The organism is Streptococcus sp. ALY_208 (assembly GCF_058314295.1).
The window spans coordinates 231,912-254,204 of sequence record NZ_JBZFUI010000001.1; the positions used below are offsets into that span (position 1 = coordinate 231,912).

Below are 22,293 nucleotides of genomic sequence, written 5' to 3' on the forward strand. Positions count from 1 at the left end.
GTGAGAGAGGGAGAAGGATGACGTATTTATCACAGCGGGTTTTGGATATGAAAGAAAGTGTGACCTTGGCAGCCAGTGCTAAGGCCAAGCAGCTGAAAGAACAAGGACGGGATATCCTCAGTCTGACGCTAGGAGAGCCGGATTTTGTAACGCCTAAAAATATTCAGGATGCGGCTATTACGTCTATTCGAGAAGGACGTGCCTCCTTTTACACGGTCGCTTCTGGTTTACCTGAACTCAAGGCCGCTATCGCTAGTTATATGGAAAAATTTTATGGCTACTCTGTTGATCCCAATCAGGTTGTCGCAGCAACAGGAGCTAAATTTATCCTCTATTCTTTTTTTATGGCAGTGTTAAATCCAGGTGATGAGGTCATTATTCCTAGACCTTACTGGGTGTCTTATAGTGATCAGGTCGAGATGGCTCAGGGGAGACCTGTTTTTGTCCAAGCCATAGAAGCTAATCATTTTAAGGTAAGTGTTTCAGATCTTGAAGCAGCCCGTACTGATAGGACGAAGGTGCTTTTGATCAATTCTCCATCCAATCCGACTGGTATGATTTATACGGCGCAGGAGCTTAAGGCTATTGGTGACTGGGCGGTTGCGCATGATATTCTTATCTTAGCCGATGATATTTATGGACGTCTGGTCTACAATGGAGCTGAGTTTACTCCTATATCAACTTTATCTGAGAAAATACGCCAGCAAACGATAGTTGTTAATGGAGTAGCTAAGGCTTATGCTATGACTGGATGGCGTGTTGGTTTTGCGGTTGGCAATCCTGAGATTATTGCTGCTATGGGAAAAATCATTGGTCAAACGACTTCTAATCTGACAACTGTTGCTCAGTACGCTGCTATTGAAGCTTTCACTGGTGATCAATCCAGCGTTGAAACGATGCGCCAGGCCTTTGAAGATCGTCTCAACACGATTTATCCCTTGTTAAATGATGTGCCAGGTTTTACAGTTGTGAAGCCGCAGGGAGCTTTTTATCTTTTTCCTAATGTCAAGGAAGCTATGGCTATTAAGGGCTTTACAGATGTTACTGCCTTTACTTCGGCTATCCTTGAGGAAACTGGGGTTGCCTTGGTGACAGGGGATGGGTTTGGTGCGCCTGAGAATGTTCGCATGAGCTATGCAACCGATATGGAGACCCTCAAAGAAGCCGTGCATCGTCTCAAGATCTATATGACATCTTAGAGGGCGAGAGCTAAGGGATTATTATCGTAGTTGATGGCCTGTTCATCTAGGTGATGACAGCCATGAAATATCATAAAAAAGTAAACAGAAATGAGAGAATTTATGTCTAAACCATTAGTAAGTATTATTGATGTTCCTAAGCATCTTGGTGAGGAAATCAAGATCGGTGCTTGGGTAGCTAACAAGTCTGGTAAAGGGAAAATTGCCTTCCTTCAGTTGCGTGATGGAACAGCTTTTTTTCAAGGTGTCGCTTTCAAGCCTAATTTTATTGATAAGTATGGTGAAGAAGAAGGAACTGAAAAGTTCACGACGATTCGTCATCTGAGTCAGGAAACGTCTGTCTATGTGACGGGTATTGTCAAGGAAGATGAGCGTTCAAAATTTGGTTATGAACTGGATATTACAGATATCAAAGTCATTGGGGAGTCACAAGACTATCCGATCACACCGAAGGAGCACGGAACAGACTTCCTCATGGATAATCGCCATCTTTGGCTTCGTTCTCGTAAGCAAATGGCCATCATGCAAATCCGTAATGCCATTATCTATGCAACTTATGACTTCTTTGATAAGAATGGCTTCATCAAGTTTGATAGTCCGATTTTGTCTGGAAATGCAGCTGAAGATTCAACAGAACTCTTTGAAACAGACTACTTTGGCACACCTGCTTTCCTGAGCCAATCTGGTCAGTTATACCTTGAAGCAGGTGCTATGGCACTGGGGCGTGTCTTTGACTTTGGGCCGGTCTTTCGTGCTGAAAAATCTAAAACACGTCGTCATTTGACGGAATTTTGGATGATGGATGCTGAGTATGCCTTCTTGTCACATGATGAGTCACTCGATCTTCAAGAGGCTTATGTCAAAGCTCTCATTCAAGGGGTTTTAGACCGTGCACCACAAGCCCTTGAGATTTTAGAGCGTGATGTTGCCTTGCTCAAGAGTTATATCGATCAGCCGTTTAAGCGTGTACCCTATGATGAAGCGATTGATCTCTTGCAGGCTCATGAAAATGATGAGGATGCTGATTATGAGCCTATCAAGCACGGTGATGATTTTGGCTCACCGCATGAAACATGGATTTCCAACTACTTTGGTGTGCCAACCTTTGTCGTCAACTATCCAGCAAGTTTTAAAGCTTTCTACATGAAGCCGGTACCGGGAAATCCAGAGCGTGTACTCTGTGCTGATCTCTTGGCACCAGAAGGCTATGGAGAAATTATCGGTGGTTCTATGCGTGAGGATGACTACGATACTCTTGTGGCTAAAATGGACGAATTAGGCATGGATAAGTCAGAGTATGAGTTTTATCTGGATCTTCGTAAGTATGGTTCAGTGCCACATGGAGGATTTGGTATTGGGATAGAGCGTATGGTTACCTTTGTAGCAGGTACCAAGCATATCCGTGAAGCTATTCCATTCCCACGCATGCTTCACAGAATCAAGCCATAACCCTCATCTTGTTATCATTTGGGGTTAGCTGAAGCCCCTCATCCACCTTAATCTGGTAAGGTGGATTTTGTTTTTGATCTAATGTTTCAATTTTCTGATAATTTTGTTATACTAGGAAGCATAAACAATAAGGAGACCAATTATGGCAAAAACGATTCATACTGATCAAGCTCCTGAAGCTATCGGACCCTATGTGCAGGCCAAGCAAGTAGGAGATTTTATTTTCGCATCTGGGCAAGTTCCTCTGTCACCAGAAACAGGAGAAATTGTTGGTGTAACCATTGAAGAGCAGACAAAACAGGTCTTAAAAAATATCACTGCTATTTTAGCAGCGGCTGGTACAGATTTTGACCATGTCGTTAAAACAACTTGTTTTCTCAGTGATATGAATGATTTTGTCGCTTTTAATCAAGTTTATGCTACTGCATTTGAAAAAGAGTTTCCAGCTCGTTCAGCTGTGGAAGTTGCCCGCCTTCCAAAGGACGTCAAAGTCGAAATCGAAGTCATTGCTTATCTAAAATGAAAAAGTTTCAAAAAACAAGTGATTGTCTTTATTGAACTGCACTTGTTTTTTTCATCATTTCCTGTTTTTAATTGTAAGATAGTCTCTAGTTCTAGATTGTGTTTTGCTCATCCTTGAAAGGGACTATAACTTTGAGATACGTTACCAATAAGGAAAGGAAGTCTATTGATTAGGCTTCCTTTTTTAGGTTCAATTCTTTGGACTTTAATGAGCTATTTCAATATTATATAAGTGAGTTAACCGTTCAGGGTAAAATAAATACCATTCAGGACAAAGCACAATAAAACATAGGAGTATTTGTTATAATTTGGCTATCCTAATGGGCTATAGGAGGTAAGCACATGAATCACAAGGAATTAATGCAGTTAGGTGAGCTATACCGTGATCTTCGAATAGCACGTGGACTAAAACTAAAGGATATCGCTAGGGAAAATCTGTCCTTGTCCCAGCTATCTAGATTTGAGAATGGACAAACCATGTTAACAGCAGATAAACTCTTGCTAGCTATTGAGGGAATACATATGACTTTCCCAGAGTTTAGCTATGCGACTAATCACTACCAGGAGACTGTTTATATGCAGCGATCTAAGCAGTTTGAACAATTGTATAATCAGCAGGATATTGAGGGATTAAAAGCTCTGATAAATGTTATTGATGGTGATGAAGTTTATGATATATACAATCGATTGAATAAATTAGCCATAAAGGTTGCCATTTTCAATCTAGATAAGGAATATAACATCCCGATGAAGAGAAGAAATTGCTAGTTAACTATTTATATGCCATTGAGGAGTGGACAACCTATGAAGTTTATATATTTGGTAATACTATGACGGCTTTGAGTAATGAAGACCTCATATTCTTAGGAAAGGCCTTCGTGGAACGTGATCAGTTATATCGTTCACTACAGAGTCATAAGTTACTATCACAACAAGCTCTTCAAAACTTAGTGTTAGTGCTGTTGGAACGACGAGAATTTTATTATACAAAATTTTTTATCAATCATTTACGAAGATTGTTACGGTTTCAAGATACTTTTACTAAAATCAATATAGATTTTTATGAAAAACTTCTCGACCATATGGAGACTGGTATAACGACAGTGGAAGAGTTAGAAACTTTTATTAATAAAGTGGAGGAGCTGGCAGATCTTCTTGTAGCGTTATTTTTAAGAAAAAACTTGAAGGAATTATTGGAATCGAAATAGATAAAAAATGAGCTACCCTTGCTAGCTCATTTTTTATCTATAGTAATAGCAGTACAATTGGTAAACAAAAACTGATAAATACGAATTTTTTCTTCATAATCTTTATCCTCCCCAAGGCTATTGTATACCTAAAAAATCTCAGTATAAAAGAATTGCAAATCTGCAAAAAAAAAAAAAAATAATTTCATATATGTTAAAAATAAGAAATCATAATATTCGATGGTAATATGGGCTTAGCACAAAATAGTTATGATTAGTTTTAGTTGGAGGTTTTTTTATGAGTAAAAATAATCGTCAATTTTTATCAATTATTACTGTATTGACTGTTGTCGGTGTGTTTATAGTAACTCCTCTATTTGCTCCTAGTCAATTGGCATCAACTTTGGGTATTTCTTCTTATGCAGCTAAGAAGGTCATTGATATTGTTGCAGCAGCAGGTAGTGTTGGTTCTGTAGTAGGGATTGTCAGTGCTGTCATTGGTGGCGGCGGAGTTGGCGTTGCTGTTTTGGCTAGTGCTAAAGCACTTGTTAAAAGATATGGAAGACGCTACGCTGCTGCATGGTGATTTAGAAATTTAATAAAAAGGGTAAAATACAAAAGATGAAAACACTTGGTCATTTATTAAATTTACAAAGCCATGCTTTTAACTCACAACGGAGAATGTTACGTAAGTATGGTATCAATAAACTAACTCTAGTTACTATTTTGTGCTTATCGGTAAATGTTGTTGGTCTTATTGTATTTTTATCCAGTTTATTGAGTTACTGGGTTAACCTATTGGTTAACTTGGTAGCTTTTTATACTGTTTTAGGGTATAACTTACCTCTTATTATATCAGAATTTAATCATAGAGCTTATAAGACATATAGAGTGTCATTGAGGGCGTCTATAAGTTTAGCATTGTATTTATTGATGGAAAATAATCCTCTTCTCAGCTTGACTTACTTCTATATTCCAATATTTATTATTGTCAATAATCATAAATTTTTGTTGTTAATTGCTTTTTTTAATGTTTATTTAATTGTTTTATTGTATTTACTTGTCTACCTTTCTAACGATAAACAAAAGGTGTTTTGGGGGTTGTTATATTGTTTTATTCAGCTGTCTATTCTATATGTTTATCCTGATATGTTAGTGATAACTTTATATGTATTTATCAATCTATTAGTTTTATATTTTTTACTGAGGGACATTAATCATTTTCGTGGACATCCCAAAAGTCGTATAAAGTATCACTTAAAATTGACTCCTCATTTCTATAATTTAGTTATTAAACGATTTATTAGTGAGAAATTTAAACCATTGTTTTCAACATTTGGTTTAGTTCTATTAGGATTATTTTTTTACAGATTTATGCATGTAAGAATAGTTGAGTCCTTTCTCTTTCTAACTTTATTTGAATTGGAGTTATCTCTTGATAAAAAATATAAGCATATTGATAACTTTAGTACGAGATATGCTCATATTTTGTTTTCAAAAATCAATATTATTAAACGATATATGATGTCAGATAGTTGGTGGATTGTTTTCAATCTTACTCTATCTATTATAATTGTAGAATTGATGACGAAAATTTCACTTTTAAGTATGTTGGTTGATATAGTAGCTAATGTATTTTTGGGTTTACTTTATAATTATAGCGAAGAAAAAATGTTATTGACCAGACAAAAAAACAATGGAATTTTGTTTCAATATCTTTCAAGCATGCTAGTTGTGAGTGTGATTTTGTTAGGAAATTTAATAGGATAAAGGGTAATGAAATTAAAGCAGTTTATATCATGGAGTCTTTTATGGATTATTTATATGATCTTTTTAATGATTCTATTTTCAAATACGAGTTTAATAGATACACCACCTGATATGATGTTAGAAGAGAAAAAAGATATATTAGAAATCTTGGTTAATAATACTAAAAATTTTTTAATTTATTTACTATTTTTTCCTATATCTCCGATTCTGTCATTAATAGAATATTTTTATTTATCATTAACAGTATTTTTAGGAATTCAAATCTTAGGCATTGATGACACAATGTTATTATTGTTTCCTCATAGCTTATTAGAATTTCCTAATTTGTTGTTTTATTCTTATCTATCCTTTAAATGTCTGTTATATGTTTTTAGGAAAAAAACAATGGTTAGTATTGTAGAGTATTTATACCATAACCGCTATTATTATTTACTGAGCTACATACTTTTAGTAATTGCTGCTGTGATAGAGGGGACTTTAGGATGAGTTTTATTAAATTAGTGGGTTTTAATCAAAAAATTAATAATCATTTTTCACTTAATATACCAGAATATATATTTACTCCTAATATATATTTGTTTAGTGGAAGTAATGGTGCGGGTAAGAGCGTACTTCTAGAATTTATAGCAGGTTTGAAACCTAGCGATTCTACTATGTTAGTGAAGGAGAATTGTCATAATATTTTATATTTAACAAATCACGATATCACCTTCTCGTATTTAACGATTTTAGAAAATATTCATCTTAGTCATGAAATGTATCAAGTAGATATACCTCAGATTGATGATCTAAAAAAATTGTATACGGAAGAGCAGCTTCAGACATTAGCTAAGGATGCTTCATTAGGGATGAAATTAAAAGTCGGTCTCTCTTTAGTCTTTATAGAAAGATTTTGGGATGTTATCATTTTAGATGAGAGCCTTGCAAATATTGATCAAGCTTCTCATGAGATTATTTATAGCCAATTGTACCAAAGAGTAAACGAGGGGGCTATTATTTTTATTGTTGATCATAATCTTGTTACTACTGAAAATTTTATTAGATTAACCTTAGAGAAAGGTAGGATCGTGAAATGAAAAATAAGAGAGAGCTAACAGGAATCGCTTTTTTGATATCCTATTTACTCAGCTATATTTTTCTGGCTATTGAGTATGTCAATAAAAAGATTTTATTTCAAAATTTACTTGATGCTATTTCAGATATTATTGGTATCAGTAGTTTTGGACTAGTATTATTGCTAATTTTGATAACTATTTTAGTCAGTTTAATTATTTATTTGGTTACTTATCTTATTTTAGTGATGACCTATCGTTATTTTTTTAAAAAAGAAATGGATACAGTATCGCTTTCTATCTCTTTATTGTTGAGTGAAACACTATCCAATGTTACAGCCTTGTTTGCTATTTCAATTGCTTGGATACCGATAAATACTATTATTTTTGTGATACCTGTTATTAATCTGATAGCTTTTTATTTTTTACTAAAAGATAAATTTTTGCTTTCTGAGATAAAAATGTTTATTTTTATAAAACTTCTCCTTTATATTCTTAATTTAGTTTTAATCGGCTTAGGAATTCTTAGTATATAAATACAAGCTATAAGAAATCCAATATCTATCATTTCATAGACGTCAAAGTCAAAATCGAAGTTATTGCTTATCTAAAGGATTAAGAGCCTAGCTTAGCCAGGCTCTTTTACTTGTCTTTATGAGAAGGAAAGTGTGCTATAATAGAGCCTGGAAAGAAGGAGTTATGCCTAAAGAAGTACTTGTTGAAGATGCACTTGATCATAAAACGTATCGTTTAGTTGAAGGAATGACTGTGTCTGAGATGGATAGCCGTTTGCAGAAGTTATTGAGAAAAGATTATCCTCAGTTGTCTGCGGATGATTTTATCAGCCATGCCAATCTCTTGCCCTATCGTTTGGCTTGGCTTCGCTTGACGATAGAGCGAGCCCAGCTTAAAAATGAGTATGTTCGTGAGACGGTTTATGATGTGACAAAAAATAGTCATTATGAGCCCATGAATATTCAGGAAGTGCTCGATCAGAAAGTGACATTTGGACAAAAAGTAGCTGATGGTGTCGCTCGTTTTGGAGGCTCTTGGACCTTTATCATCAGCTTTATCATCTTTATGGGGCTGTGGATGGGCGTGAATATCGTTAAGCCATTCGGTATAGACTTTGATGCCTACCCCTTTATTTTACTGAATCTCGCTTTGTCGACTCTAGCCGCTATTCAAGCTCCTTTGATTATGATGAGTCAAAACAGGGCGTCAGACTACGATCGGCTCCAGGCTAAGAATGACTATCGTGTCAATCAGAGCTCTGAAGAGGGGGTGCGTCTCTTGCACACGAAGATTGACCATTTGGTGCAGCAGGATCAGTCCGATTTATTAGAGGTTCAGCAGCTGCAAACAGAAATGCTGGCAGCTATTCTCCAACAGTTGGATTTGCTTCAGCGAACGACGGATAGTCTGAAGAGTAGAGACGATTAATTTGTGAAGCATTGGATAGAAGGAGGAAATCATGACACAAACGATTCATCTTGTGATTGTCACTGGAATGAGTGGCGCTGGTAAGACGGTTGCCATCCAATCATTCGAGGATATGGGGTATTTTACGATTGATAATATGCCACCGACACTGGTTCCTAAGTTTATGGAGTTAGTCGGTCAAAGTGATACTAATAATAAGGTTGCCTTAGTCGTTGATATGCGTAGTCGCTTGTTTTTTAAAGAGATTACCAATATCTTGGAAGAGTTAGACCGCAATGCCTCGATTGATTTTAAAGTGCTCTTCTTAGATGCCACTGATGGTGAGTTGGTGGCTCGTTATAAGGAAACCAGGCGTAGTCATCCTTTGGCAGCAGCTGGTAGAGTTATGGATGGTATTGAGTTGGAGCGTGAGCTTTTAGCCCCTCTTAAAAGTCTCAGTCAACATGTTATCGATACGACCGAGCTGACTCCAAGACAGTTGCGCAAGGCAATTACAGATCAATTTTCCTCAACTTCTGACACGGCTAGCTTTCGTATCGAAGTTATGAGTTTTGGTTTTAAATATGGTCTGCCCTTGGACGCTGATTTGGTTTTTGATGTTCGCTTTTTACCCAATCCTTATTATCGATCAGACCTACGTGAGCAGACAGGCCTGGATCAACCAGTTAGGTCCTATGTTATGGGAAGCGAGGAAGCTGAATCTTTTTATCAAAATCTAGTGAGCTTACTAAAGCCTATATTGCCGGCTTATCAGTCAGAAGGGAAGTCTGTTTTGACCATTGCCATGGGCTGTACGGGTGGTCAACACCGCAGTGTTGCCTTTGTGCATCGCTTGGCTGAGGAACTCAGTAAAGACTGGATCGTCAATGAGAGTCATCGCGATAAGGATCGTCGAAAAGAAACGGTGAATCGCTCATGAGAAAACCAAAGATTACTGTTATTGGGGGAGGGACAGGTATTCCTGTTATCCTCAATAGTCTACGGCATAAAGATGTTGATATTACAGCTATTGTGACTGTAGCTGACGATGGGGGATCATCTGGTGAGCTACGCTCAGCTATGCAGATGACGCCGCCAGGGGATCTGCGCAATGTCTTGGTTGCAATGAGTGATATGCCAAAATTTTATGAAAAGATTTTCCAATATCGTTTTAACGAGGATGATGGGGCTCTGGCTGGTCATCCGTTGGGAAATCTGATCATTGCCGGGATTTCGGAAATGCAAGGTTCTACTTACCATGCCATGCAAATTCTGAGCGAATTCTTTCACACGACGGGTAAAATTTATCCAGCTAGTGAGGAAGCCTTGACTCTGCATGCCGTCTTTAAGGATGGGCATGAAGTAGTAGGGGAGTCTAGTATCGCCTCTTATAAGGGCATGATTGATCATGTCTTTGTGACTAATAGTTACAATCATGAGCAGCCAAGGGCTAGTCGTAAGGTTGTTCAGTCTATTATGGAAAGCGATATGATCGTCCTTGGTCCTGGTTCATTATTTACTTCTATTTTACCCAATCTGGTTATTCCAGAGATCAAGCAGGCTCTGCTTGATACGCCGGCTGAGGTTGCTTATGTGTGCAATATTATGACTCAGTATGGGGAGACAGAGCAGTTTAGTGATGCTGATCATGTGGCTGTTCTCAATCGTCATCTGGGGGCAGATGTGATTGATACGGTGTTGGTCAATGTCGAGCCTGTTCCTAAAGACTATATGGATAGCAATAAATTTGATGAATATCTAGTCCAGGTCGAGCATGATTTTGCAGGCTTGTCACGCTTGGTTAAGCGCGTGATTTCCTCTAATTTCTTACGCTTGGAAAATGGAGGGGCCTTTCATTATGGTGAAGGTGTGGTCGAAGAGCTTATGCGCTTGGCGCAAAGGAGGGCTAGATGAGTTTTACCACTAGTGTGAAAGAAGAAGTCCTTTCTCTAGATGATGCCGATCGCAGTCAGTTGTCAGCTTTTATCAAGATGTCTGGGAGCTTGGGCCTGACGAGTCAGGGCTTAACTCTGTCTATTTTGACTGAAAATGCCAAGATTGCCCGACACATTTATGCGCTTTTAGAGCGATTCTATCACAGTCATCCCGATATTCGTTACCATCAAAAAAACAATCTCAAGAAGAATCGTGTTTATACAGTTGTTCTTGAGACGGATGTGGAGAAGATTTTAACTGACCTGCAGTTAGCTGATTCTTTTTTTGGTATTGAAACCGGTATTGACCAGAGAGTTTTGAACTCCGACCAAGCAGGTCGAACTTATCTGCGCGGTGCTTTTTTGGCCAATGGGTCAATCCGAGACCCTGAATCAGGTAAATATCAACTAGAAATTTTTTCGGTTTATCAGGATCATGCAGAGGATCTAGCTCAGCTGATGCACAAGTTTATGCTGGATGCCAAGGTCATTGAGCATAAAAATGGTGCGGTGACCTACCTCCAGAAAGCAGAAGATATCATGGATTTTCTGATTGTTATTGGAGCTATGGCAGCTAAGGATACCTTTGAAGAAATTAAGGTTCTTCGTGAAGCTAGAAATGATCTTAATCGTGCGAACAATGCAGAAACAGCTAATATTGCAAGAACGGTCAATGCTAGTATGAAAACGATCAACAATATCGTTAAGATCATGGATACTGTTGGTTTGGATGTCCTTGCTCCAGAGCTTCAGCAAGTGGCACGCATTCGGATTGATAATCCTGATTATTCTATTCAGCAAATTGCTGATAGTATTGACAATTTGACTAAGAGTGGCGTCAATCATCGCTTGAGGAAAATTAATAAGATCGCTGAAGATCTCTAAACTTTCAGCGACTAGCATGGCACTTAGAGAAAATCTCTAGGTGCTTTTATCATCTTCATCTTAATTTTTATCACTTGACCTAATCTTTTAATGTGATATACTTAACCGGTAAAGTATTTTAGAGAGGTTTTTTATGACTAAAAAACAAATGATTACCTTTTCGACCTTGTTGGTCGCTGTATTGGCTGTTTTTATAGGGAGTTGGGTTCGCAATCAACAGGCTAAACATTCAGATAAGCCGAGATTGGTGACGAGCTTTTATCCCGTTTATGCTTTTACAAAAGAAATAGTCGGTGATGATGCAGATGTAGACCTTCTTATTCAGGCAGGTACCGAACCTCACGAATTCTCTCCATCTACCAAAGATATTGCTAATATACAGGATGCTGATGCCTTTATCTATGAAAATGACAATATGGAAACGTGGGCAGGTCAGGTTCGTAAAAATATCGATAGTAAGGAAACACAGATTATCCAAGCAAGTGGAGACATGCTCTTGCTGCCAGGTTCAGAAGCAGAACATGATCATTCTCATAGTGAGTCAGGGCACCACCATGCTTATGATCCTCATGTATGGTTATCACCTTATCGTTCAAAAATGCTAGTGCAAGAGCTTAGTGATCAGCTGGTTAAAGCCTTTCCAGATAAGGCAGCTGTCTTTAAGAAAAATACAGAACACTATTTAGCGCAGTTGGATCAGCTGGATAAGGACTATCAAAAGACTTTTGCAGCAGCTAAGCAAAAAACATTTATTACCCAGCATACTGCTTTTAGTTATTTGGCTCTGGACTATGGCTTGGAACAAATCGCTATCAATGGTATTTCTGGTGAAGGGGATCCATCCTCGCAGCGGATCGCTCAGTTGAGTCAACAAGTTAAAGAATATGGTTTAAACTATGTTTACTTTGAAGAGAATGCTTCCTCCAATCTTTCTAATACTCTAGCTAAAGAAGCGGGAGTGAAAACTTTGACGCTTAATCCTTTGGAAAGTCTATCTCAAGAGCAAATGGACAAAGGAGAGGACTATATCAGCGTCATGCGCAAGAATCTTGCAGCCTTGAAAAAGTCTACCGATCTTAAAGCTAAGAAGGCGCAGCCTAAAAAAGAAGAAGAAAAGACAGTGGCTAATGGCTATTTTAAAGATAGTCAGATAAAAAATCGTCCCTTGAGCAATTGGAGTGGCAGATGGCAGTCAGTCTATCCTTATTTAGAGGATGGTAGCCTAGATCAGGTTTGGGATTATAAGGCTAAACTCAATAAGGATCAATCGGCAAAAGACTATAAAAACTATTACACAACTGGCTATAAGACGGATGTCAGCAAGATTAAAATTGACGGTAAGACTAGTCAAATCAGCTTTACAAAAGGGGATAAGACCTATACTTATACTTACGAAAATAAGGGGCATAAGGTTTTAACTTATGAAAAAGGAAACCGTGGTGTCCGCTATATTTTTGAAGCTAAGGAAAAAAATGCAGGAGAATTTAAGTATGTTCAATTTAGTGACCATACGATTACAGATACAGCCAGTAGTCATTACCATCTCTACTGGGGAGGGGATAGTCAGGAAGCGCTCTATAAGGAATTAGAGCATTGGCCTACCTATTATCCATCAGATATGTCAAGCTTTGATATAGGTCAGGATATGGTCGCTCATGGTTAATCTAACAAGAGAGGTTAGGATACAGGTCCTGCCTCTTTGTCTTGTTATGGACTTATTAAATTGAAAGTTTTGCCATCTTACTTAATTGATCTCTTGTCAAGATTTGGTTGCGCTGCTTTTCTAACTCAGACTGATCGATCCCAGCGTTTAGCGTTACATTTGACGGTATTTTTGTTACAATTTGTTATAAGACTTATCTGATACTGGAGAGATCAGCTGCTCAGGTATTTGCCGATTTGAAAACTTGCTAAGAAGGGATCTCATATTGATTTTGTTAGTGAGTTGATTTGGCTGTTTTATGCTGTGCAGATGAGCTTGCTGAAGTGATTGATAGTCACTGCTGGTGATGGATGATCTATCCATCTTGTTAAACGATATTATAGTGAATTATGCACTATGTATAGTAAAGGAGAAAATTGTGTCAAAAAAACATATCAATGGTTTGACAGATGATGAGGTCTTACGTTCACGTGAGACGGGGGGCACCAATGCCCTCTCAGAAAAAAAGGAGGCAACCCTCCTTGAGATTTACTTGGATAGTCTCAAGGATATTTGGCTCTTGATTTTGATTGCTGGTTTGGCTCTGAAAGTTGTTATTAACATTCTCCAGCCCCATGAGGCTAACTGGTATGAAGTTGTTTCCTTGGTTGTTGCGATTGCATTAGCTTCAGGATTTGCGACACAATCAGAATATTCTAACCAGAAAGAATTTGCTAAGCTGCAAATGAAGGCTGGTAAGATTATGACTAATGTCGTTCGTAATGGACAGATGGCTGAGGTCATGATTGATGATATCGTTAAGGGCGATGTTATTAAATTACGTGCTGGGGATCAGATCCCTGCAGATGGCTATATCCTTGACGGAAGGATCAAGGTTGACCAGGCGAGTCTGAATGGTGAGTCAGAGCCTGCTAAGAAGGTGGCTCTTGGAGATGCTCCTAGACCAGAGTCACAAGATACTTTTAATGAGTACCTTTTGCTCAGAGGGTCTAATGTTCTTGAAGGTGAAGCCTATATGGTGGCTGATACTATTGGAGATGAGACTATGATTGGTTCTATCAATACTTCTCTCCAAGAAGATACCAAGGTTTCACCATCTAATGCTAAACTAGCTAGATTAGCTAAACAGATAGGGGTATTGGGGACAGGAACAGCTATTCTTTATGTGGTGATTACCCTTGTTCAGGCCCTTGTAGGATCTCCTTCTATGGATCTAGCTGCCTGGCTAGCTATCCTTTTATCGATTGGTATGTATGCTGTGACCATTGTTATTATGGCTGTGCCAGAGGGCTTACCCATGATGACTTCCATGGTTGGCGGTATGAACTCTAAGCGCTTGCTCAAAGAATCTATTCTTGTGCGTAATACTGAGTCCATTGAGACAGCAGGCTATATGAATCTGCAATTTTCTGATAAAACAGGGACGATTACGACAGGTAAGATGGAAGTGGTTGATCTTTTGCTGGGGGATGGTCATATTTTCACACGTGAGGACGGAAGTGATCATCAGCAGCTGTCAGAATTAGAAGATCCTTATCTTGAGGTGCTCAGTCAGGCTGTTGGGCTCAATAATGATGCTTACATCTATAATGAGCAAGGAACTGGCTCTAATCCGACTGACAATACCCTTATGACCTTTCTATATCAGCAGCAGCTGACTGACTTTGATCGAGATCAGATCGTTGATAAAGAACTCTTTGACTCAGCTAAGAAATTTGCCTCTGTGACAACTGAAGATGGTGTGACTTATCTCAAGGGAGCTCCTGAATTTCTGCCTGTTGAGATCACCCACTATTTGGATGCTGCTGGACAAGTACAGCCCTTTACAGCTGAGATCCAAAAAGCATTTATCGCAGGATCTGACTCACAAGCCAATCGAGCTATGCGTGTCTTAGCAGTCCTTAAGATTGTAGAGGACAAGAATATCTTGGTTGCTGGTATCTGTATGCGTGATAATGTTCGCCCAGGTCTGCCAGAGGTGATCAGGCAAGCCAACGAAGCTGGTGTTCAAGTTGTGATGGTAACGGGGGATCGTAAGGAAACAGCAGTTGCCATTGCTAAAGATGCTGGTATCTTGACTAGTGATGAAGAGATTGTCCTGACGCACACAGAGTTAGAGAATTTATCTGACCAGAAAGTCAAGGAAATCTTGCCGAAATTGAGAGTTGTGGCGCGTGCGCTTCCCATGGATAAGAAGCGTCTAGTACAGTTGGCTCAAGATCTTGATATGGTTGTTGGAATGACGGGGGATGGTGTCAATGATGCTGCTGCTTTGAGAGCTGCTGATGTCGGATTTGCCCTGGGTGATGGGACACAGACAGCTCAGTCTGCTAGTGACATGGTTCTTGTTAATAATTCTTTTAACACTATTTTGACAGCTATCCTTTATGGACGTACCATGACCAAGACGGTTCAAAAGTTCCTAATATTTCAGTTGACGGTAAATGTTTCCACCCTAGCCATGTCTGTCTTAGGACCTCTGTTTGGCTTTAGGGAACCATTTACTATTGTTCAGGTTTTGGAGATCAATCTCATCATGGATACTCTCGCGGCTCTGGCCTTTGCTTTGGAGCCTGCTCTCAAGCGCTATCTTAAGGAGAAACCGATCAGGCGCAGTGCTAATATCTTGACAAGATATATGATGAGCGCTATCGGATTTGCAGCTCTCTATATCACTATTATTGCTATTTTGACCTTGACAGATCTTCTAGGCATGCATAAGGTGCTAGATCTGCACACGCCTTTAGAGACATCTACCTTTATGTTCTCCACCTTTGTCTATACTATTTTGGTTAATAGTTTCAATACCCGCAGTGAAACCTTTAATCTTTTGGAAGATATTGGGCAGAATCAGCGCTTCCTGTGGATTATCGGTGGTATCTTTATTGGTCAATCTCTATTAGTCCAGTTTGGTGGTGCCTTTATGTCGACAACACCAATGGATCTTAAGCATTATCTCTATGCCTTTATCTTGAGTTTGGCTGTGATTCCATTTGATTTTCTTCGTAAGTTGATGATCAAAATTTATCGCCAATCTAAGTCATAAAAAGAATGGGACAGAAATCAAATTCTTCGAATGATTGATTTTCTGTCCTGTTTTTTTGGTTTATTGATAGAAATAGTAGAATTGAAAAGACAAAAAAGACGCAAGACATAATGCCTTGCGTCTTTAACAACCTTGATATTATAGAATAAATCAGGGTTATTATCATCATGAATGATAATCTTATTTGAGACCGTATTTTTTGTTGAAACGGTCGACACGTCCGTCTGCTTGTGTAAATTTTTGACGTCCAGTGTAGAATGGGTGTGAATCTGATGAGATTTCGACACGGATCAATGGATAAGTTTCCCCTTCAAATTCTACAGTTTCGTTAGAAGCTTTTGTTGAGCCGCTAAGAAATTGGTAGCCAGTAGTTGTATCAAGGAAAACAACTGGACGATACTCTGGATGGATATCTTTTTTCATGTTAAAACAAATTCCTTTCTGCCATAGCTTTTCTAAGCCATAGTTAATAACTTCTTCATTTTAACAAAGTTATGAGTTTTTGGCAAGGCTTTTGCTAAAGAAAATCTGAGTTCACCTGATTTTAGAGGTTGGAAGAATGTATGATTTGGCTAAAGAATTTGCGAGGACTTGCTGTTTCTTGGTGACCACAATGGCGCCAAATTTTCTATGCTGAGCTTGGCTAAGGATGGTCTCAATCTTTGCACCAAAGAGTCGGCTGGTCCAGATGTCTCCATCGATTGAATTTGTTGAGATGATGGTCAGGCTACGAATGGGAGATTGGATAGGATAACCTGTTTTTTTATCCAAGATATGATGGTAGTTTCTGCTGCCATCTTTCAGGTAGCGTTCATAGGTACCTGAGGTGACCACTGATTGATCTCTGATAGCCAGGGTTACTAGGTGGTTTCCTCTAGGAAGCTGAGGATCTTGCAGACCGACTCGCCAGAGATGGTCTAGACTGTGATAAGCAGGTCCAAAGGTCAATACATTGCCACCGAGATTGATCAATCCAGCAGGGGCACCTAGTGATTTAAAGCGCTTGATGATCTGATCGGCAATGTAGCCTTTGGCTATAGCACCGAGATCTATTTTCATACCAGTTTTTTTAAGAAATACGCTCTGATTATGGGGGTGGAGTAGGATATCTGCAGGATCGGTCAAAGAGAGACTTTTGGTGAGATCGTCTTGGCTGGGCACTTTGGCATCAGCAAAGCCGATACGCCAGGTCTGTACTAAGGGACCAAGTGAGATGTTAAGCCAGCTGTCTGGAGCTAGGCTATGTTTCTTTCCAAGTGAGATCAGCTCAAACAGTTCAGAGTGGACAGATACAGCTTCTAGACCGGCTTTTTGGTTGATCACTGATAACTCAGACTGAGGATCATTGGCCGAGAAGCGCTGGTTATAGAGATGGAGTAGACGCACTCCTTCATCTAGGATAGGCTCTGGATCTTGATGGTAGATGCTCATCTGGATGTGGGTGCCCATGAGCTTGATTTCCCTAGTGCGAAGTGGCACTGGCTAAGGTCTCCTTGATTTCCTTATAGATTTGTTCGTTTTCTTCTAAGCTGTAAGAATTGGCTCCGCTAGCCAGTGGATGTCCCCCGCCATCGTGGCGTTTGGCAATGTCATTGATGACAGCTTTTTTACTGCGCAGGCGAACACGATAATGCCCCTCAGGCTGCTCGACAAAAATTGCCCAAGATTGAACGCTATCAATTTTTCCTGGGCTCCCTACGATGGCAGAGCTTTCAGCTTCTGTGACCTGAAATTTATCCAGTATGTCACGCGTCAGGGTCACTCTAGCAGCACCGTTTTGATCGACTTGAAGGTGGTCAAATATATAGCCTTGAAGTTTAGCGATTTTAAAGCTAAAACTGTCCATTTGACGAGAAATAGCTGCAAAATCAAAGTCAAATGCCCGCAAGTTAGCTGCAATTTTCAATGTTTTAGGGCTGGTAGCGTCGTAGAGAAAGCGGCCAGTATCGCCAACAATACCAGCATAAAGGAGGCGAGCCGCCTCATCGGTCAGCTTAAGATCAGTTTCTTGGGCAAAATCAGTGATGATTTCGCTGGCTGAAGAGGCTTGGGTATCAACATAGAGTATATCACCATAAGGATCTTCGTTGGGATGATGGTCAATTTTTATGAGAAATTTTCCCCTAGTGTAGCGGTCATCATCAATGCGAGGTGTGTTGGCAGTGTCTGTCACGATGACTAGAGCTTCTTGATAGGTACTGTCGTCAACAGTATCCATCTTGCCCAGCCAGCCTAAGCTCGGTTCGTCACTGCCCGTTGCTAGCACAGCTTTATCAGGAAAATTATGACGCAAAATTTCCCGCAGCCCTAGCTGACTGCCTAGGGCGTCCGGATCAGGCCTTTGGTGGCGGTGGATGATGATGGTATTGTAGGATTTGATGGTCTCTAAAATATTTTTAAATGTTGACATAGCAAGATTTAACCTTTCTAATTCTACACAGGAGGTAGCAGAAAAACGCAGTGCAAGTCAGTGATAAAACTAGACCTATTGCTGATATAGGCATGACTGCTATGCACATTATACCATAAGCTAAAGTATGGAAAAAAAAGAGCCTGGGACAACAAAATTAAAACCGTGATTTTTTTTCACGGTTTACTGATTGAGTCCCACTCTCTTTAGAAGAGTTTTAATGAATATCCTTATACTCTGCTTCTAGTCCACGTTTAACAGCTGGACGTTCCGCAATTTTCTTTGTCCAGGCCTGTAGATTTTTGTATTCTGCGACATTGAGGAAGATTCCTGCACGGTCCCAGATTTTATCTTGAGCAAGGCGGCCATACCAAGACCAGATGGCTATATCGGCGATGGTGTAGTTGTCGCCTGCGATATAAGGCTTGTTGGCTAATTCTTTATCTAAAAGATCAAGCTGACGCTTGGCTTCCATGGCGAAGCGGTTGATGGCATACTCGATTTTTTCGGGTGCATAGTGGAAGAAGTGGCCAAATCCACCTCCAAGGAATGGGGCAGCTCCTGTTTGCCAGAAGAGCCAGTTGAGGACCTCATTGCGTTCAGCTGGATCTTTTGGAATGAGCTGATCAAATTTATCTGCTAGATAAAGGAGGATATTAGCAGATTCAAAGACTCGGACAGGCTTGTCACCTGATAGGTCTAAGAGGGCTGGGATTTTAGAGTTAGGGTTAATAGCGACAAAGTCAGAACCAAACTGATCCCCATCACTGATGGAAATTTTGTAAAGATTGTAAGCAGCCTCAGCAATTCCCAATTCTTTTAGCTCTTCAAGCATAATGGTCGCCTTGATCCCATTAGGAGTCCCTAAGGAATAAAGTTGGAAGGGGTGTTCTCCTTTAGGAAGTGTTTGATCGAAGCGAGCTCCAGCAGTCGGTTGATTGATCGATCCCCAAGCGCCCCCAATACTGGATGGATTTTCCCAAACTTCAGGCAGTTTGTAGTCAGACATGGTCTTACCTCCAATTATTTTAGTTATGGCCTTATGCTACCAAAATACGGTCATGATTTCAAAAAATTGATCGATCTAGGTCTTGAATTTTTGCTTAGTTGTGATAAGATAGGAAAAATATTTTAAAGGAGATTAGACATGTTTCAATCACTAGCTAAGACCGAACTGCACTGCCATTTGGATGGTTCCTTATCTTTAGATGCTATTAGACAGTTGGCCCAGATGGCCGATCGTTCTCTTCCAGAGTCTGATGATGCTTTAAAAGCGCTAGTGACAGCTCCATCCGATTGCCAAGATCTCATGGACTATCTCAAAACATTTGATTTTATCAGGCCCCTTCTTCAAACTAAGGAAGCTTTGGCACTTGCCGCTTATGATGTGGCGAGACAGGCTGCTAAGGAAAATGTTATCTATATGGAGGTTCGCTATGCGCCTGAGTTTTCTATGGATCGGGGATTGAAGGCGACTGAAACCTTGGATGGTGTTTTGACTGGTCTCAAGCGGGCTCAGGATGAATTTGGTATTGTGTCTCGTGCTTTGGTCTGTGGGATGCGTCAATCTGATCCTGCTGTCACACGGGATATTTTGTCAGCGATAGCAGAGTACGCACCCAAAGGGTTTGCTGGCTTTGATTTTGCTGGTGATGAACATGGCTTTCCACCAGCTAAAATAAAAGCCTTGATCCAGGACGTTCAAGCGTTAGGGTATCCGATGACCCTTCATGCTGGAGAATGTCGTTGTCCAGAGCATGTCAGTCAAACCTTAAGTCTTGGGATCAAACGTATGGGGCATGTGGCAGCGATTGCGCATCATCCAGATATCATTCAAGACTTTGTCTCTCAAGGAGCAGTTGCTGAGATGTGTTTGACTAGTAATTTGCAGACTAGGGCAGTTGCCAGCTTGTCGGACTATCCTTATCAGGCGCTCTATGAGGCAGGAGCTAAGATTACGATTAATACAGATAACCGAACAGTGTCTGATACAAACTTGTCAAAGGAATACAGTCTGTTTCACCATCACTTTGGAACTGAGATATCCGATTTTCTAAGATTTAATCAAAATGCTTTAGAGGCTGCCTTTGTTTCCGAACGGGAGAAAAAAGTGCTTCAAGATAGGTTGGTAGAGGCCTACAAGCCTTATCTATGAGCGGAAGCAATTTTTTTGTGATATAATCAAATCACTTGATTATATGGAGGAAACTATGGCTTTAGCTAAGATTGTTTATGCGAGTATGACTGGTAATACCGAAGAGGTTGCTGATATTGTAGCAGAAAAACTACAAGAGCTCGGTCATACGGTCGACGTCGATGAGTGTACGACAGTTGATGCTGTGGACTTTGAGGATGCGGACATCGTTATTGTGGCGACCTATACCTACGGCGATGGAGACTTACCAGATGAGATTGTTGATTTTTATGAAGATCTGGGTGATCTTGATTTGTCAGGTAAGATTTATGGTGTCGTTGGCTCTGGAGATACCTTCTATGATTATTTTTGTAAATCCGTTGATGAGTTCGATGAGCAGTTTGCTAGGACTGGTGCTACAAAAGGGGCAGACTCTGTCAAGGTAGATCTCTCTGCTGAAGATGAAGATATCGAAAATCTTGAATCCTTTGCAGAGAGCTTATCTGCCCAAGTAGGATAATGATGAGGTGGGATTGGAGTTTACGTTCCAATCTTTTTTGATGGTATTTGTGCTAGAAGGGTGGTAGGCATGAAAAAGGGACATAGAGAGTTGGGGGAGCCTTTTTTGAGGCGTCTGCTGGCCTGGTTGGCCTTGATCTTTGTTCTCTTGTATGTGGGGTTTGTGCTCAGTCGTTATTGGGAGGTGATTGTGAGCTATAGCCATTTGGATAGAGATTTTCAAAATCTGGCTCACCATCTTTCAAAGGCTAACCTGATTGATTTTTGCGTTCTGATTCTATTAACCGCTATGGGCTCGGCTGTTCCTTTTTTATCCAATGGCCTTCTAGCGATTTTTAATGGTATTGTTTTTGGGCCTTGGTTGGCCTTGGTCATGAATCTTTTAGCCAACATCCTTGGAAACTGGTTGATGATTCTGGTATTAAGAAAGATTAGCTTAGTTGGGCACGAACAAGCCTTTACAGATAAGTTAGCTATCTTGGAGCGGATCAATGAGCCTTATTTGGCTATTTGTATTGGCTATATGGTTCCTATATTTCCGACCCTTTTGGTTAATTATCTTGTCATCAAGGGTCATTTAGAAACAAGGTATTGGCTGGTGAGTGTATTGATTGGCGTCTTTCCTACTAGTTGTCTTTACGCTTTTGGCGGCGATGCTATTATTAGGGGAAATATCAAACGACTATTCTTTATTTTATTGTTTGTAGTATTGAGCTATCTATTGGTCAAAATCATGATAAAGCGTATAAAGACCTAGTTTTACTAGGTTTTTTTTGCTATAATTTTTTCAATCATTCTAGGGAGGATTTTATGGATTTAGTGGCGATTAGACAAGAGATTGACCAAACTGACTCAGAATTGGTTAGGCTCATTGAAAAGCGAATGGACTTGGTGTCACAGGTAGCGGCTTATAAGCGTGAAACAGGTAAGGCGATACTTGACCATGCTAGAGAGGAAGAGGTGTTAGCAAAAGTCTCTGAGCGTGTATGTAATGTAAGCTATAGACCCTATATTGTTGATACTTTTGTTGATATGATGAGGCATTCTAGAGCTTATCAAACGAGTGTCCTTAAGGATCGATAGCTAAGGGAAAGAGGCGTT

22 protein-coding genes and 1 pseudogene are annotated in these 22,293 nt (G+C 39.7%); 19 read left to right on the forward strand and 4 right to left on the reverse strand.

All coding sequences use genetic code 11. From position 1 onward, the window contains the following. Window positions 1-17: 17 nt before the first annotated feature. From AC4HAI_RS01130 to AC4HAI_RS01200, 15 genes and pseudogenes are all read left to right on the forward strand, one after another. A complete protein-coding gene (locus tag AC4HAI_RS01130; RefSeq protein WP_491110104.1) occupies window positions 18-1,199 on the forward strand; it encodes a pyridoxal phosphate-dependent aminotransferase in 1,182 nt (393 codons plus the stop codon). Between the two features lie 102 nt (window positions 1,200-1,301). Beyond that, window positions 1,302-2,648 carry an asparagine--tRNA ligase gene (gene asnS / locus AC4HAI_RS01135; protein WP_491110105.1) on the forward strand — a complete coding sequence of 449 codons (1,347 nt, stop codon included), beginning with the start codon at window positions 1,302-1,304 and terminating at the stop codon, window positions 2,646-2,648. Window positions 2,649-2,790: 142 nt separating this feature from the next. Further along, window positions 2,791-3,171, forward strand: coding sequence for a RidA family protein (locus tag AC4HAI_RS01140; protein WP_491110106.1), 381 nt, complete (start codon window positions 2,791-2,793; stop codon window positions 3,169-3,171). A 341-nt stretch (window positions 3,172-3,512) separates the two neighbouring features. Further along, window positions 3,513-4,378: pseudogene (locus AC4HAI_RS01145) on the forward strand (Rgg/GadR/MutR family transcriptional regulator). Between the two features lie 277 nt (window positions 4,379-4,655). Continuing rightward, window positions 4,656-4,943, forward strand: coding sequence for an uberolysin/carnocyclin family circular bacteriocin (locus AC4HAI_RS01150; RefSeq protein WP_491110107.1), 288 nt, complete (start codon window positions 4,656-4,658; stop codon window positions 4,941-4,943). Window positions 4,944-4,978: 35 nt separating this feature from the next. Further along, window positions 4,979-6,127, forward strand: coding sequence for a hypothetical protein (locus AC4HAI_RS01155; RefSeq protein WP_491110108.1), 1,149 nt, complete (start codon window positions 4,979-4,981; stop codon window positions 6,125-6,127). Between the two features lie 6 nt (window positions 6,128-6,133). Continuing rightward, the gene (locus tag AC4HAI_RS01160) at window positions 6,134-6,613 is read left to right on the forward strand and encodes a stage II sporulation protein M (RefSeq protein WP_491110109.1); all 480 of its coding nucleotides are present in this window, start codon (window positions 6,134-6,136) and stop codon (window positions 6,611-6,613) included. Then, window positions 6,610-7,203: an ABC transporter ATP-binding protein gene (locus AC4HAI_RS01165; RefSeq protein ID WP_491110111.1), complete on the forward strand. Its 594-nt coding sequence runs from the start codon at window positions 6,610-6,612 to the stop codon at window positions 7,201-7,203. The genes AC4HAI_RS01160 and AC4HAI_RS01165 overlap by 4 nt, the downstream gene beginning before the upstream one ends. Further along, window positions 7,200-7,715 carry a hypothetical protein gene (locus AC4HAI_RS01170; protein ID WP_491110112.1) on the forward strand — a complete coding sequence of 172 codons (516 nt, stop codon included), beginning with the start codon at window positions 7,200-7,202 and terminating at the stop codon, window positions 7,713-7,715. Before AC4HAI_RS01165 ends, AC4HAI_RS01170 begins: the two co-directional genes overlap by 4 nt. 163 nt (window positions 7,716-7,878) lie before the next feature. Next, the gene (locus tag AC4HAI_RS01175; protein WP_491110113.1) at window positions 7,879-8,622 is read left to right on the forward strand and encodes a DUF1003 domain-containing protein; all 744 of its coding nucleotides are present in this window, start codon (window positions 7,879-7,881) and stop codon (window positions 8,620-8,622) included. 31 nt (window positions 8,623-8,653) lie between these two features. Then, window positions 8,654-9,541: an RNase adapter RapZ gene (rapZ, locus tag AC4HAI_RS01180; RefSeq protein WP_491110114.1), complete on the forward strand. Its 888-nt coding sequence runs from the start codon at window positions 8,654-8,656 to the stop codon at window positions 9,539-9,541. Further along, on the forward strand, window positions 9,538-10,515 hold the full coding sequence (locus AC4HAI_RS01185) for a YvcK family protein (RefSeq protein ID WP_491110115.1): 978 nt from the start codon (window positions 9,538-9,540) through the stop codon (window positions 10,513-10,515). Before rapZ ends, AC4HAI_RS01185 begins: the two co-directional genes overlap by 4 nt. Further along, on the forward strand, window positions 10,512-11,420 hold the full coding sequence (gene whiA, locus AC4HAI_RS01190) for a DNA-binding protein WhiA (protein WP_491110116.1): 909 nt from the start codon (window positions 10,512-10,514) through the stop codon (window positions 11,418-11,420). The genes AC4HAI_RS01185 and whiA overlap by 4 nt, the downstream gene beginning before the upstream one ends. A 133-nt stretch (window positions 11,421-11,553) precedes the next feature. Further along, window positions 11,554-13,083, forward strand: a complete 1,530-nt coding sequence (locus AC4HAI_RS01195) for a zinc ABC transporter substrate-binding protein AdcA (RefSeq protein WP_491110118.1) — start codon at window positions 11,554-11,556, stop codon at window positions 13,081-13,083. 418 nt (window positions 13,084-13,501) lie between these two features. Further along, entirely contained in the window at window positions 13,502-16,129 is a 2,628-nt protein-coding gene (locus AC4HAI_RS01200; protein WP_491110119.1) for a calcium-translocating P-type ATPase, PMCA-type, read from the forward strand. A gap of 180 nt (window positions 16,130-16,309) precedes the next feature. On the opposite strand, the gene AC4HAI_RS01205 is transcribed toward AC4HAI_RS01200, so the two are convergent. The 4 genes from AC4HAI_RS01205 to yghU form a co-directional block, all read right to left on the reverse strand. Further along, window positions 16,310-16,552: a type B 50S ribosomal protein L31 gene (locus AC4HAI_RS01205; RefSeq protein WP_491078258.1), complete on the reverse strand. Its 243-nt coding sequence runs from the start codon at window positions 16,550-16,552 to the stop codon at window positions 16,310-16,312. 111 nt (window positions 16,553-16,663) lie between these two features. Next, the gene (locus AC4HAI_RS01210; protein WP_491078478.1) at window positions 16,664-17,578 is read right to left on the reverse strand and encodes an FAD:protein FMN transferase; all 915 of its coding nucleotides are present in this window, start codon (window positions 17,576-17,578) and stop codon (window positions 16,664-16,666) included. Window positions 17,579-17,591: 13 nt separating this feature from the next. After that, window positions 17,592-18,539, reverse strand: a complete 948-nt coding sequence (locus AC4HAI_RS01215) for a DHH family phosphoesterase (RefSeq protein WP_491078259.1) — start codon at window positions 18,537-18,539, stop codon at window positions 17,592-17,594. Between the two features lie 217 nt (window positions 18,540-18,756). After that, the gene (gene yghU / locus AC4HAI_RS01220) at window positions 18,757-19,548 is read right to left on the reverse strand and encodes a glutathione-dependent disulfide-bond oxidoreductase (protein ID WP_491078260.1); all 792 of its coding nucleotides are present in this window, start codon (window positions 19,546-19,548) and stop codon (window positions 18,757-18,759) included. Window positions 19,549-19,686: 138 nt separating this feature from the next. Between yghU and add the strand changes: the two genes are divergently transcribed. The 4 genes from add to AC4HAI_RS01240 all read left to right on the forward strand — a co-directional run bounded on the left by add (window position 19,687) and on the right by AC4HAI_RS01240 (window position 22,275). Beyond that, on the forward strand, window positions 19,687-20,694 hold the full coding sequence (gene add / locus AC4HAI_RS01225) for an adenosine deaminase (RefSeq protein ID WP_491078261.1): 1,008 nt from the start codon (window positions 19,687-19,689) through the stop codon (window positions 20,692-20,694). Window positions 20,695-20,749: 55 nt separating this feature from the next. After that, a complete protein-coding gene (locus AC4HAI_RS01230) occupies window positions 20,750-21,193 on the forward strand; it encodes a flavodoxin (RefSeq protein WP_491078262.1) in 444 nt (147 codons plus the stop codon). 69 nt (window positions 21,194-21,262) lie between these two features. Then, window positions 21,263-21,949, forward strand: coding sequence for a VTT domain-containing protein (locus tag AC4HAI_RS01235; protein ID WP_491078263.1), 687 nt, complete (start codon window positions 21,263-21,265; stop codon window positions 21,947-21,949). Window positions 21,950-22,002: 53 nt separating this feature from the next. After that, window positions 22,003-22,275, forward strand: a complete 273-nt coding sequence (locus AC4HAI_RS01240; protein WP_491078264.1) for a chorismate mutase — start codon at window positions 22,003-22,005, stop codon at window positions 22,273-22,275. Window positions 22,276-22,293 lie beyond the last annotated feature (18 nt).